The sequence below is a fragment of the Acidocella sp. genome (genome assembly GCF_013044125.1).
In the GTDB taxonomy this organism is placed as follows: domain Bacteria; phylum Pseudomonadota; class Alphaproteobacteria; order Acetobacterales; family Acetobacteraceae; genus Acidocella.
Window position 1 is genome coordinate 1 of record NZ_JABEVC010000210.1, and the last position, 13,192, is coordinate 13,192.

Consider the following 13,192-nt stretch of genomic DNA (forward strand, 5'->3'; position numbering starts at 1 on the left):
CCGTTCCCCCGTTCTCCGCGCGCGCGCGCCTCAGCCCCACACCAACGTCAGCACCCGCGCCGGCGCCCAAACCTTTCCGCCGGACCGAGCCGCGGCTGGATTGAACGCCCCCGCCCATACGGTGTTCTGCTCGGGCGCCACCGGCTATATCGGCAGCGCCATTTTGCGCGCGCTGGCGGCCGAGGGAATCGCCGCCGTTGGCGGCCTGCGCGCCGCAACCGCGCTGCCGCCCGGCATCATAGCGTTCATCACCGGGGATTTATCGCTGCCCGGCCTGCGCCTGCCACCGGTGGAAACCGTGATCCACGCCGCCGGGCTGGGCCATAAGCGCCGGGTCAGCGCCAAGGCATGGCACCGCGCGAATGTCAGCGCCACCGTGAACCTCGCCCGCGCCGCCCGCGCCGCCGGGGCCACGCGCTTCATCCTCATCTCCACCGCGTATATTCACGGCCGTGCGCACGGCCGCCCGGTAACCGACACCACCCCCCCCAACCCGCAGGACGCTTACGCCGAAAGCAAGCTCCAGGCCGAACACGAAGCCGCCGCCGCCTTCGGCCCCGGCCTGAGCATCATCCGCCCGGTGGCGGTCATCGGCCCCGGGTGCCCCGGCAACATCGCGCAACTGCTCAATCTGCTCGCGCGCGGTGTTCCGCTCCCTTTCGCCGCCATCGAAAATCAGCGCAGCTTCATCCACCGCGGCGACCTGGCCCGCATCGTGCTGGCGGTGCTGCACAGCACCACTCCGCCCGAGAGCGTGCTGGCCGCCCACCCCGATGCCATCAGCACGCCCGCTCTCATCCGCGCGCTGGCCGGGGGCCTGGGCGTCGCGGATAAATTATTCCCCTGCCCGCCCCGGCTGCTCGCACTGGGCGCCAACCTGCTGGGCCGGAGCGGCACATGGCAAAGCCTGGCCGGAAATTTCATCGCCAACCCCGCCGCCGCGCGCCAACTTGGGTACAAACCCCAGGAAAGCCTTGCCGAATCGTTTCATCAAATTTCGCGGTATCATAATACCACACACTGAACCCCTTGACTTCAAGCCGCCAAATCCCGATAAGCCCGCACGCAAGTTTATTGGGTGCAAACATATGAAAACGACGATTTCGCTGAAACCAGCGGATGTGAACAAGGAATGGGTCCTGATCGACGCCGAAGGGCTGATCCTGGGCCGTCTCGCCGCGATCGTGGCCAGCCGCCTGCGCGGCAAGCACAAGCCGCAGTTCACCCCGCATGTCGATTGTGGTGATAACATCATCATCGTCAACGCCGAAAAGGTGAAGCTCACCGGCAAGAAGCTCGAGCAGACCGTGCTCTACTACCACACCGGCTACGCCGGCGGCATCAAGGGCCGTTCCATCAAGGACCGTCTGGCCAGCGCCAACCCGCAGCGCGTGGTGGAAAAGGCCGTGGAGCGCATGATCACGCGCGGCCCGCTGCAACGCCAGCAGATGAAGAACCTCTACGTCTATGCCGGGCCTGAGCATAAGCACGCCGCCCAGCAGCCGAAAACCCTCGATGTCGGCGCGCTGAACGCCAAGAACCGGAGAGCGTAAATATGTCCGATACCAACAATGCTTTCGCCGGCCTGAAGGATCTGCCCGGCGTGGTCTCCGCCGAGGCCGCCGCTCCCAAGCGCGAGCCCAAGCGCGACGCTCAAGGCCGCTCCTACTCCACCGGCCGCCGCAAAAACGCGATCGCCCGCGTCTGGATCAAGCCCGGCAAGGGCGAGATCCTGGTAAACGGCAAAAAAGCGCCTGTCTATTTCGCCCGCCCGGTGCTGCGCATGCTCATCACCCAGCCCTTCCTGGTGGCTGACCGCTACAACCAGTTTGACGTGTATTGCACGGTCAACGGCGGCGGTCTCTCCGGCCAGGCCGGCGCAGTGCGCCACGGCATTTCGCGCGCGCTCACCCTCTATGAGCCGGAACTGCGCGGCATTCTCAAGGTCGCCGGCTTCCTCACCCGCGATTCGCGCGTGGTCGAGCGCAAGAAATACGGCAAGGCGAAAGCCCGCCGTAGCTTCCAGTTCTCCAAGCGCTGATCTCCGCCACCTCCCGAAAAACCCCGGAGCCATCCGGGGTTTTTTATTGCGCCTTTTTCAGCGCCAGCAGCGCCGCCAGCTCCGCCTCATGCTCATAATCAGGCATCAGGCCTTGTACCGCCGCATCGCGCGCCGCCGCCGGATGAAAATAGATCTCGGCGCTTCCCGCGGGCAAATGCCGCAACAGCAGGCGCACGCGCTCAATGGTCATATGCCCGGACCATTTCAGGCCAAACACATGCCGCGCGCTCTCCAGCCTGCGCGCCTGGAAGCGCAACAACCGGCTCCAGTAATAAAGCGCGTAATCGCCAAACCCCACGCGCGCGCCGCACGCCTTCATCACCCCAGGCGGCTCGGCCGGAACCCTGATCCGCGTCAGGCCAAACTCCCGGCCCGCCGCAATCATCATCGCCGCCACGGTGGGGTGCAGATGCATGTGCTTATGCGCATCGGCATGGTGCAGAGGCAGCCCCGTGGCGGCAAAAGCCTTAAACTGCGCGCGTATCTCCGCCCGCAGCTCGCGCCGTGCCGCGCGTAAAAAGAAATACTTAAACCCCAACGCCGCCTGGTTTTGCCCGAACCGCCCATCCGGCCCCGTGATATGCGCCAGCTTCGCATGGCCCAGCAGCGAATCACCATCCACCAGCACCAGATGCAGCCCCACCTTCAACCCCGGCAGCGCCCGCGCCCGGCGCACCGCATCCGCCGCGCCCGGCGCCGCCACCATCAGGCTCGCCTGGGTCAAAACGCCCTGGGTATGTGCCAGCTCCACCCCCTCGTTCACCCCAACCGACAACCCAAAATCATCAGCGGAGAAAATCAGCGGCGTGCTTAAGGCCATTTCACTTCCGGCGGCATGGACATCAAAATCGCCTCGGTGTTTCCGCCCGTCTTCAGCCCGAACATGGTGCCCCGGTCGTACAACAGATTGAACTCGACATAGCGCCCCCGCCGCACCAGCTGCGCCTCACGCTCCTCGGGCGTGAAGCTTTCGCGCATCCGCCGGCGCACAATCTGCGGATAGGCCGCCAGAAACGCCTCCCCCACATCGCGGGTGAAAGCAAAATCAGCTCCGGCATCCCCCGAATCGAGATAATCGTAGAAAATTCCGCCTGCCCCGCGCGGCTCCTTGCGATGCGGCAGATAAAAATACTCGTCGCACCATTTTTTGAATTTTTCATAATAATCCGCGCCGTGCCGGTCGCACGCGGCCTTGTAGGCGGCATGGAAAAACGCCGCATCCTCGCCCGCCGCCGCCGTTCCCGGCTGCAACGGCGTCAGATCCCCGCCGCCGCCAAACCAGCCCTTGGCGGTCACGATCATCCGCGTGTTCATATGCACCGCCGGCACTTTCGGCGAGCGCATATGCGCAACCAGGCTTATCCCCGCCGCCCAGAACGCCGCGTTTTTACCCGCGCCATGCATCTGCCTGGCAAAATCGGCGCTAAAATGCCCCTGCACGACGGAGATATTCACCCCCACCTTCTCAAAAACCTGCCCCCGCATCACGCTCATCACACCGCCGCCGCCCTCGGGCCGCTCCCAGGCCGTGCGGACGAAGCGGCCGGGATTGCCCCCCGCTCCGTCCTCTATCTCCTCAAAAGCGGCGCATATCCGGTCCCGCAAGGCGGCAAACCAGGCGGCGGCGGCGGGTTTCAGGGCATCATGGGCTGGGAGGGCTGCTAAATCATTCATATTGAAATCATCATACGGGCTTCATGGACGATCATCCACTCTTGAAATTTTCCGGCGTTCCCGCCATGCGTGTCCAAGAATAATTTGCGCGGCAGGAGACGAGATGGCTGGTACGTCAGAACATGCGATGGAACACGGCGGGGAATCCCGGCGTGATTTTTTAAAAATCCTTACCGTGGCAAGCGGCGCCGTGGGCGCCGGCGCGGTCATCTGGCCGTTCATTGACGCTCTGGGGCCCGATGCCGATGGCGCGGCGGCGGCGCATCTCATCGTCAACGTCGCCGGCATCCCGGAAAATTCAGCGATCACCGTCACCTGGGCCGGCCTGCCGATCTATATCCGCAAGCTGACCGCGCAACAGATCGCCGATACGAAAGCCGTGGTCACCAGCACATTGGTTGACCCCGCCAGCTTCAACAGCCGCGTGAAGCCCGGCTACGAGAGCTTCGTCGTCGTCGTCGGCCTCAACACCGGCTCGCCCTGCGCCCTGGAAGGCAACGCCCCGGCGGACCCGCGCGGTCCCTTCGACGGCTGGCTCTCCCCTTGCGACGGCAGCGTCTACGACCCGCTGGGCCGTGTGCGCGGCGGCCCGTCGACCAAAAATCTCGTAATTCCGCGCTTCAAGTTCATCAACGACGCGCAAATTCAGTTCGGCTGAGGACCAGCATTATGAGCACAGACGTTAAAAAATCCTGGCTGGCCTCCCGGCTGCCCTGCCCCGCCAAGGAAACCGGAAACTGCGCCCCCACGCTGGAGCGCGGCGCGCCGTACCTAGCCAGGCTGCCCGCCCTCATCACCGGCGCGGCGCTGCTCCTGCTCGCCTCCGGCTTCGTGCTGGCAGTGTACTACAACCCGGACCACGGGTTTGCCTCCATTCAGTTCATCGCGCGCAACGTCAACAGCGGCTGGCTGATCCAAGGCTTCCACGCCACCGGCGCGACCATGCTGTTCGCCGCCGTGTATCTGCTTCTCTTCCGCGACATCTACCGCCGCGCCTACACGGCGCCGGGTGAGCTGGTCTGGCTGCTGCGCGTCAAGCTGTTCGCCCTGCTGCTGCTCGTTGGCTGGCTCGGCTATGCCTTGAGCGACGGCGCGGTCGCCTACTGGAGCCTCACCGATGCCGCCAACGCGGCAACCGGCCTTGGCGGCGCCGCCGGCGTCGTCGGCCGCTGGTTCTTCGGCGGGCCGAACGGTGCCGGCACCCTCGCCCGGCTGGAAGTTTTCCACGCCGTGCTGGCGCTGGCCGTCCTCGGCACCCTTGGGGCGCACCGCTGCGCCACCCGCGCCCTGGCCCGTCAGGCCAAACCGAAGCACCCGGTGAGCTGCCACCCCTATTACACCGCGCAGACCTTCGCGGCCTTCGCGGTATTCGCCCTCATCTTCGCGGTGCTGATGTTCTTCGCACCGCATTACGGGCTCAACCCCCTCAACCGCGCCGCGGCGGACTCGCTCATCATCCCCGCCGTGCTCAGCCCGCCCTGGTATCTGGCCCCGGTCAGCGCCGTGGCCTCGGTGTTCTCCACCACCCTGGGAAGCATTTTCGGCGTCATCGCCATGCTGGCCGTGCTCGCGGCCCTGCCCTGGCTCGACCGCTCATCGCCCGCCGGCAAGCGCGGCCTGGTCTACCGCCTGCTCATGGGCCTGCTGCTGCTCGATGTCATCGGTCTGGGCTGGAGCGTATCCGACCCCGCCTGCACCATATCCGGCAGCCTCACGGTGTTTTTCACCATCTGGTATTTTTTCCACTTCCTGGTGCTTACCCCGCTGGTCACAGCCTTGGAGGCTAAATAATGCGCCGTCTTTTCGCTCCTCTCCTGGCCGCGGGCTTGTTGTTCAGTGCCGCCGCTCACGCCGAAGACACCCTCACCCCCCTGCACTGGCAGTCCCAGGGCAGCTTCGGCAGCTTCGATAAAGCGGCCGTCCAACGCGGCTTCCTGGTTTATCAGAGCGCCTGCGCCAGCTGCCACTCGGCCAGCGCGCTGCACTACCGCGACCTTGAAGCCCTTGGTTTCTCCCCGGAGCAGGCCGCAGGCATCGCAGCGAGCGTGAAGCTGGCCAATGGCGCCCCCGCCACGCTGGATGACACCTTCAAGCCCGCCGCCGTGCCGGCCTCCGCCTTTGGCGGCGCGCTGCCGCCGGACCTCTCCACCATCGAGAGCGCCCGCCCGCACGGGCTGGACTATGTCTACAACCTGCTCACCGGCTACACCGCCGCCCCGGCCAGCGTCACCCTGCTGCCCGGCCGGTTCTATAACACCGGCTACCCCGGCCAGCAGATCGCCATGCCCCAGCCGCTGAAGGGTAACGATGTCGTCTACGCCGACGGCACCGCCGCGACCCTGCCGCAAGAAGCTTCCGATGTTTCCGCCTTCCTCGCCTGGTCCGCCGATCCTAACCTGGACGAGCGCCATGAGATCGGCGTGCGCGCCGTGCTCTTCCTGCTGTTCCTGAGCATCATCGCCATCGCCACGAAGCGTAAAATCTGGCGCGAAACGGCCTGAACCGCCGCGCCCCGGCAGCACCAGAACGGCGCCCCGCCCAGGGCGCCGTTTTTGTATCCCCATGGTCAAACCGGGGCAAAAACCCTAAACGGGCGCCACTTCATTCTCCAGCAAGGGTAACGGCATGTCTCACATCACCCCCGTCATCGGCATCATCGGCGGCTCCGGGCTGTATAATATCGAAGGCCTGACCAACACGCGCTGGGAGCGGGTCGCCACCCCCTGGGGCGAGGCCTCCGACGAGTTGCTGATCGGCGAATTCGCCGGCACCAAGGTTGTCTTTCTGCCCCGCCATGGCCGCGGTCATAAAACCCCGCCCAGCGCGCTCAACTACCGCGCCAATATTGATGCGCTGAAGCGCGTGGGGGTCACCGATATCATCTCCCTCTCCGCCGTCGGCTCGCTGAAGGAGGAACTCCCCCCCGGCCATTTCGTCATCGTTGACCAGTTCATCGACCGCTCCTTCGCGCGTGAAAAAAGCTTCTTTGGCCCCGGCTGCGTCGCGCATGTCTCCATGGCCCACCCCACCTGCCCGCGCCTGGGCGACGCGCTGGAAGCCACCGCCACGGACCTCGGCCTGCCGGTCACCCGCGGCGGCACCTACCTCGTCATGGAAGGCCCGCAATTCTCCACTTTGGCCGAGAGCAACCTCTACCGCTCCTGGGGCTGCTCGGTCATCGGCATGACCAACATGCCCGAGGCCAAGCTCGCCCGCGAGGCCGAGATCGACTACGCCAGCATCGCCATGGTGACCGATTACGACTGCTGGCACGAAGAGCACGACGCCGTGACGGTCGACGCCGTGGTGCGTGTGCTGCTGGACAACGCCGAGAAGGCCCGCAACCTGGTCAAATCCGTGCTGCCCAAAATCGGCGCCCCGCGCGGGCTCTGCCCCGCCGGCTGCGACCGCGCGCTGGAATACGCGCTCATCACCGCGCCGGAAGCCCGCGCCCCCGCCATGCTCGCGAAACTGGACGCGGTGGCCGGCCGCATCCTCTGACTTCATGAGGCCGCTTCACGCCCCCGGCTGCGGCCTCTTGGTTTTACCCCCGGCAAGCTGCTAGCCTGCGGCCATGATCCTCACCGGCGCGCTCGCGGCTTTCCTGCTCGCCTTTCCGGCGCTGTTCTCCATCGTCAACCCGCTGGGCGGCGCGATCATCTTCAATGAAGTCACCACCCAGCAGTCGCACGCCCAGCGCGTCGCGCTGGCCCGGCGCGTGGCGGTGTACTCCACCCTGGTCATGCTGGTCTCGCTCTGGGCCGGCACCTATATCCTCAGCTTCTTCGGCATTTCGCTCAACGCCCTGCGCATCGCCGGCGGCATCGTCGTCTCCATGCGCGCCTATGAGATGCTCTCAGCGCCCGATACCACCTCAGCGCGCAAGGAGCAGGAAGCCCGCCCGGTCGGCGAGGCGCACAGCCAGAATCTCGCCGGCTTCGCCTTCTTTCCGCTCACCCTGCCCTTCACCACCGGGCCGGGGACCATCGCGGTCGCCGTGTCGCTCGGCACCGTCCGGCCAGATGGCCTCGCCGCCATGGCGGCGTTCTACACCGGCGCCAGCCTCGCGGTTTTTGTCCTCTCGCTCCTCATCTGGCTCTCCTACACCACCGCGGACCGCATGGCCGCCATACTGGGCACCGTCGGGCGGCAGGTCACCTCGCGCATCGCGGCCTTTCTGCTGCTGGGCATCGGCGTACAAATCGCCCTCTCTGGCATCATTCCCGTATTGCACGAGGCGCTGGGCAGATAAGCGTAAAACCACAGGTGCAAGTTGTAAGCGCGCTTATAATGTAGTGCGCTATGAACCAGGACTTCGATCGCGACATGTTTGTGCTGCTGCATGATGTAGCCCGGCTGAGCCGCGTCGAGGCGGATAAGCGCGCCCGTGTGATGGGCATGACCCGCGCGCAATGGGGGCTGCTGCTGCGCCTGGCCCGCAACCCCGGCCTCAGCCAGAAGGAGGTCGCGGATATCCTGGAGGTCGAGCCGATCTCCGTTGCCCGGCTGGTGGACCGTCTGGCCGCCGCGGGTCTGGTGGAGCGCCGCGCCGACGAGCAGGACAGGCGCATCTGGCGCCTCCACCTGCTTCCGCGCGCCACCGCCATGCTGGAGGAAATCACCCGCCAGCGTGAAATTCTGGCAGCCTTCATTGCCGAGGGAATCTCCGACTCCACCCGTGAGACCATCATCGCCGGGCTGCAGCGCATGAAAACCAACTTATTGCAGGCAGAACCTGCCCCCGCCCTCAAGGAGCCGGCGTAATGTCCCAGGCGAACACCGTGGCACGGGAAAAAACCGCCCAGCCGGCCCCTCCCGGCGCCGAAGCCGTCCGGCACATCAACCGCAGCCGCCTGCTTCGCCCGCTGCTCATGTTCGGCGGCACGTTCCTCGTGCTCCTCGCCACACTCGCGTTCTGGCTCACCAGCGGGCGCTATGTCAGCTCCGACGACAGCTATGTCGACGCCGCGAAAGTCTCCCTCTCCACCGATGTCTCCGGCCTCGTCGCGGATGTCTATGTGCATGACAACCAGCATGTCACCGCTGGCCAGCCGCTGTTCAGCCTCAGCCAGACCGGCTTCAACATCGCCGTCGCCGCCGCGCGCGCGCAGCTGGCCCAAGCGGTGCTGGATGTAGAAGCCGCCAAGCGCGGCTATGCGCAGGCATTGGCCCAGATCGGCCAGCAAAAAATTCAAATCGCCCGCGATCAGGCAGACCTCGCCCGCTTTGCCGCCGTGGTCCGCAATGGCGGCGTCACCCGCTCAACCTTCGACGATGCGCAGTTCGCCCTCGCCGCCGATCAGGCCAAACTTGACGAGCTGCAACAAGCCGCCGGCCTGCAACTCACCAAACTCAGCGGCAACGCCGATATTCCCGTGCAGGACACCCCCGCCTACCAGAGCGCCGAGGCGGCATTGAACAACGCGCTGGTCTCGCGCAAGGACAGCGTGGTGCGCGCGCCCTACTCCGGCTATGTCACCCAGGTTGAGCAGTTGCAGCCGGGCATGTACCTCCCCGCCGGCACCGCCGCCTTCGGCCTCGTCTCGGATACCGATGTCTTCATCACCAGCCAGCCGAAAGAGAACGATCTCACCTGGGTGCGCGATGGCCAGAGCGTCACCATCACGGTGGACAGCTACCCCGGCCAGACCTGGAGGGGCGTGGTCGAGAGCATCAGCCCGGCCAGCGGCTCGGAATTCTCAATTCTCCCGGCGCAGAACTCCTCGGGCAACTGGGTCAAGGTGGTGCAGCGCATCCCCGTGCGCATCAAAATCACCTCCGGGCCGCAGGGTCTCCAACTGCGCGACGGCATGAGCGCGGAAGTCTCCATCGACACCCGCCATCACAGGCATCTTTCGGACCTGTTCTGATGCACCCCCCGCCCGGCGCGGACGAGGACACGCCAAACCGCGCCCTGCTCACCATCTGCCTGATGATCGCGACGCTGATGCAAGCGCTGGACTCCACCATCGCCAACGTGGCCCTGCCCTACATGCAGGGCACCTTGTCCGCCTCCTACGACCAGATCACCTGGGTGCTGACCTCCTACGTCGTCATGGCCGCGATCATGACCGCCCCGGTCGGCTGGCTCTCGGCGCGTTTTGGCCGCAAAAACCTCTTCATTACCTGCCTGGTGGGCTTCACCATCACCTCCATGCTCTGCGGCCTCGCCGGATCGCTGAACCAGATCGTCGTCTACCGCCTGCTGCAAGGCGCGTTCGGCGCGGCGCTGGTGCCGCTCAGCCAGTCCACCATGATGGACATCTACCCCGCCGCGCAGCGCGGTACCGCAATGTCCATCTGGGGCATGGGGGTCATGGTCGGCCCCATCCTGGGCCCCACGCTCGGCGGCTACCTCACCGCCAATTTTGACTGGCGCTACGTCTTCTTCGTCAACCTGCCGTTTGGCATCGCCGCCATCGCCGGGCTGGCGCTGCTCATGCCCAAAATTAAACCGCGCGGCACCAGCAAGTTCGACTGGACCGGCTTTGCCGTGCTCTCAATCGCCCTCTCCGGGCTGCAAATCGCGCTGGACCGCGGCCAGGAGCTGGACTGGTTCTCCTCAACCACCATCATCGCCTGCTTCATCATCGCGGGCCTCGGCTTCTACCTGTTCACCGTGCACATGCTCACCGCGCGCACCCCCTTCATCCCGCGCGCCGTGTTCGCCGACCGCAACTTCCTCGCCGCCCTCATCACCATGGGCTCGGTCGGCATGGTGCTGCTGGCCTCCTCGGCGCTGCTGGCGCCTTATCTGGAAAACCTCGGCAACTACCCGGTGGCAACCGCCGGCCTGATCATGGCCCCGCGCGGCGTGGGCACCATGGCCGCCATGCTGGTCGCGGGGCGGCTGGTCAACCGCAGCGATGCACGGCTCCTCATGCTTGCGGGCTACCTCATGCTGGGCTTTTCCATCTACATGCAGGAAGGCTGGACGCCCGATGTCAGCCAGACCTACATGGTGCTCACCATTTTCATCCAGGGCCTCGGGCTGGGCTTCGTCTTCGTGCCGCTGCAGGTCGTCGCCTTCTACACACTCCCGGCCGAACTGCGCACCCAGGGCACCTCTCTGCTCAGCCTGGTGCGCAATGTCGGCAGCGCGGTAGGCATCTCGCTCACCTCCGCGCTGTTGAGCCGCGCCACCCAATATGTCCATGCCGATCTGGCGCAATTCATCACCCCCTTCAGCCGGCCGCTGCAAACCGGCGGCGCGGTGAGCCGGCTGCTCAATCCCGCAACACCTCACGGCGCCGCGCTGCTCGATTCCATAATCAACACCCAGGCGCAGATCATTGCGTATATGGATGATTATAAATTTATGCTGTTCAGCACCATTCCCGCCATGGCCTGCCTGTTGCTGATGCGCCATCCAGAAACGAGTCATCCAGAAACGAGCAAGCCCGCCGCCGCCAGCCACACCGCTCTCGAATAACCTCCCGCCCCGGCTGTCGACAACCCAGCCTTAACTGCCGCATGGTAGCCACGGAGGGCACGGGCATTGGCGGATAATTTGCAGACCGAAATCATGGTAATCCGCCAGAGCGGATTGTTTCTCTCGCCGTGGTATCTTTCGCAACACCGCGAGGCCGAAGCCCGCGGCGAGGATGGCGTTTCGCATTTCTGCCAGATCGGCTGGCGCAGCGGCGCGCGGCCCAACCCGTATTTTGATCCCGCCTGGTATCTCGCCCAGAATCCTGAAATCGCCGCCGCCGGGGTTAACCCGCTGCTGCACTACATCGCCTTTGGCGACGCCGAGAGCCGCGACCCTTCGCCCTATTTCTCCGTGCGCTGGTACCGCGAAACCTATGGCCTGGACGCCAGGGATCTAACCCTGAAACACTATCTGGACCGCCGGTTCACCGGTCAGGTCAATCCGGTGCCATTGTTCGACGCCACCCATTACCTGGAACACAACCCGGACGTCGCGGCCGGCGGCGCCGACCCGTTCGAGCATTTTCTCATCTTCGGCGCCGCCGAGGGCCGCAACCCCTCAGCCGATTTTGACATCGCCTTCTACCGGAACCGTTACGATACGGTTCTCGGCGGCCAGAATCCGCTGCTGCACTATCTGGCCAATCGCGAGAGCGGCCAGTTCATGCCTGCCCGGCCCGCCCGCGAAGGGCTGATCCCCGCGGCGCTGAAACACGCCACCCGCCCCTCGCCGCATTTCGAGGAACTGCGGCCCGTCCCCGCCCACGCGAAACGCAAAGCCAAGCTGCTGGCCTACTACCTGCCGCAATTCCACCAGATCCCCGAAAACGATGCCTGGTGGGGCAAGGGCTTTACCGACTGGACCAACCTGGGCCGCGCCGTGGCGCGCTTCGCCGGGCATCTGCAACCGCGCGTCCCGCGCGACCTTGGCTATTACGCGCTGGACAATCCCCAAACCCTGCCCCGCCAGATCGCCCTGGCCAAGGCCGCCGGGCTTTCCGGCTTCGTCTTCTATACCTACTGGTTCAACCGCCACCGGCTTTTGGAGAAGCCGCTAGAGCAGCTTCTCAACGACCCGCGTTTGGATTTTCCCTTCTGCGTGATGTGGGCCAACGAAAACTGGACCCGCCGCTGGGACGGGCTGGAGCGCGAAGTGCTGATCGCGCAGGAATATCTGGAGAGCGACGATGCCGCGCTCACCGCCTGCTACGCACGCCTCTTCGCGGACCCGCGCTACATCCGCGTGCAGGGCCGCCCGCTCTGGATGATCTACCGCGTCACCCTCATCCCCGCCGCCGCCGCGCGCATCGCGAAATGGCGCCGGATGTTCCGCGAACTGCATAACGAAGACCCGATGATCATCATGGCCCAGAGCCTGGGCGATTACGACCCCGCGCCCTACGGTCTGGATGGCGCGGTGGAATTCCCCCCCCACAAGCTCAGCCAGGAAACCGAACGCCTCAACGGCACGCTCGACCTTCTGGACCCCGATTTCAGCGCCACGGTGCATGACTACGAAGCCCTCGCGCAAACCTCGCTGCGCATTCCCCCCCCGGATTATCCGCTGATCAAAACCATCGTCCCCGGCTGGGACAACGACCCGCGCCGCGAGGGCAAGGGCCTGGTTCTGCACGGCGCCACGCCGGACAAATACCAGGCATGGCTGGAAAAACTCGTAGACTACACCGCGAAGCATCCTTTCCATGGCGAGCGGATCCTGTGCGTGAACGCCTGGAACGAATGGGCCGAGGGTGCCTTCCTGGAACCCGACATTCACTTCGGCGCCGCCTTCCTCAACGCCACCGGCCGCGCCCTCTGCGAGCGCGCCACCACCGAATTTTCCGCCGGGATCCTGCTGATCGGGCATGATGCCCACCCGCACGGCGCGCAGCTTCTGCTGCTGCACATCGCACGCCACCTGCGCCACCAATGGGGCATCAAGGTGCATCTGCTGCTGCTCGGCGTCGGCCCGCTGCTCGGCCCGTATTACGAGACCGCCGATGTCGCCATCGCCTATGACAAAAC

General features: G+C 65.3%; 14 protein-coding genes. 12 read left to right on the forward strand and 2 right to left on the reverse strand.

What is annotated here, in order from left to right:
* From HKL97_RS12795 to rpsI, 3 genes are all read left to right on the forward strand, one after another.
* Positions 1 to 1,024, forward strand: a 1,024-nt coding sequence (locus HKL97_RS12795; RefSeq protein ID WP_291425969.1) for an NAD-dependent epimerase/dehydratase family protein, incomplete at its 5' end; no start/stop codon positions are given.
* Positions 1,025 to 1,088: 64 nt separating this feature from the next.
* Positions 1,089 to 1,553: a 50S ribosomal protein L13 gene (gene rplM / locus HKL97_RS12800; protein ID WP_291425970.1), complete on the forward strand. Its 465-nt coding sequence runs from the start codon at positions 1,089 to 1,091 to the stop codon at positions 1,551 to 1,553.
* A gap of 2 nt (positions 1,554 to 1,555) precedes the next feature.
* Complete coding sequence (rpsI, locus tag HKL97_RS12805; protein WP_291425972.1) at positions 1,556 to 2,041, forward strand: 30S ribosomal protein S9; 486 nt, start codon at positions 1,556 to 1,558, stop codon at positions 2,039 to 2,041.
* Between the two features lie 43 nt (positions 2,042 to 2,084).
* Here the strand turns inward: rpsI and hpnK are convergent, their stop codons facing one another.
* Together hpnK and hemF are read right to left on the reverse strand one after the other, a co-directional pair.
* Positions 2,085 to 2,882 carry a hopanoid biosynthesis-associated protein HpnK gene (hpnK, locus tag HKL97_RS12810; RefSeq protein ID WP_291425974.1) on the reverse strand — a complete coding sequence of 266 codons (798 nt, stop codon included), beginning with the start codon at positions 2,880 to 2,882 and terminating at the stop codon, positions 2,085 to 2,087.
* A complete protein-coding gene (gene hemF / locus HKL97_RS12815) occupies positions 2,873 to 3,736 on the reverse strand; it encodes an oxygen-dependent coproporphyrinogen oxidase (protein ID WP_291425975.1) in 864 nt (287 codons plus the stop codon). The genes hpnK and hemF overlap by 10 nt, the downstream gene beginning before the upstream one ends.
* Before the next feature lie 103 nt (positions 3,737 to 3,839).
* On the opposite strand from hemF, the gene petA reads away from it, so the two are divergent.
* From petA to HKL97_RS12860, 9 genes are all read left to right on the forward strand, one after another.
* On the forward strand, positions 3,840 to 4,394 hold the full coding sequence (gene petA / locus HKL97_RS12820; RefSeq protein WP_291425977.1) for a ubiquinol-cytochrome c reductase iron-sulfur subunit: 555 nt from the start codon (positions 3,840 to 3,842) through the stop codon (positions 4,392 to 4,394).
* Between the two features lie 11 nt (positions 4,395 to 4,405).
* On the forward strand, positions 4,406 to 5,527 hold the full coding sequence (locus HKL97_RS12825; RefSeq protein ID WP_291425979.1) for a cytochrome b N-terminal domain-containing protein: 1,122 nt from the start codon (positions 4,406 to 4,408) through the stop codon (positions 5,525 to 5,527).
* On the forward strand, positions 5,527 to 6,237 hold the full coding sequence (locus tag HKL97_RS12830; protein WP_291425981.1) for a cytochrome c1: 711 nt from the start codon (positions 5,527 to 5,529) through the stop codon (positions 6,235 to 6,237). Before HKL97_RS12825 ends, HKL97_RS12830 begins: the two co-directional genes overlap by 1 nt.
* A gap of 124 nt (positions 6,238 to 6,361) precedes the next feature.
* Entirely contained in the window at positions 6,362 to 7,237 is an 876-nt protein-coding gene (locus HKL97_RS12835; protein ID WP_291425983.1) for an S-methyl-5'-thioadenosine phosphorylase, read from the forward strand.
* A 73-nt stretch (positions 7,238 to 7,310) separates the two neighbouring features.
* Positions 7,311 to 7,988: a MarC family protein gene (locus HKL97_RS12840; RefSeq protein ID WP_291425985.1), complete on the forward strand. Its 678-nt coding sequence runs from the start codon at positions 7,311 to 7,313 to the stop codon at positions 7,986 to 7,988.
* A 50-nt stretch (positions 7,989 to 8,038) separates the two neighbouring features.
* The gene (locus HKL97_RS12845; protein WP_291425987.1) at positions 8,039 to 8,500 is read left to right on the forward strand and encodes a MarR family winged helix-turn-helix transcriptional regulator; all 462 of its coding nucleotides are present in this window, start codon (positions 8,039 to 8,041) and stop codon (positions 8,498 to 8,500) included.
* The gene (locus tag HKL97_RS12850) at positions 8,500 to 9,606 is read left to right on the forward strand and encodes an HlyD family secretion protein (protein WP_291425989.1); all 1,107 of its coding nucleotides are present in this window, start codon (positions 8,500 to 8,502) and stop codon (positions 9,604 to 9,606) included. Before HKL97_RS12845 ends, HKL97_RS12850 begins: the two co-directional genes overlap by 1 nt.
* Positions 9,606 to 11,168, forward strand: coding sequence for a DHA2 family efflux MFS transporter permease subunit (locus HKL97_RS12855; RefSeq protein ID WP_291425991.1), 1,563 nt, complete (start codon positions 9,606 to 9,608; stop codon positions 11,166 to 11,168). The genes HKL97_RS12850 and HKL97_RS12855 overlap by 1 nt, the downstream gene beginning before the upstream one ends.
* A 66-nt stretch (positions 11,169 to 11,234) precedes the next feature.
* Positions 11,235 to 13,192 (forward strand): glycoside hydrolase family 99-like domain-containing protein (locus tag HKL97_RS12860; RefSeq protein ID WP_291425993.1); only part of this gene is annotated, 1,958 nt, incomplete at its 3' end.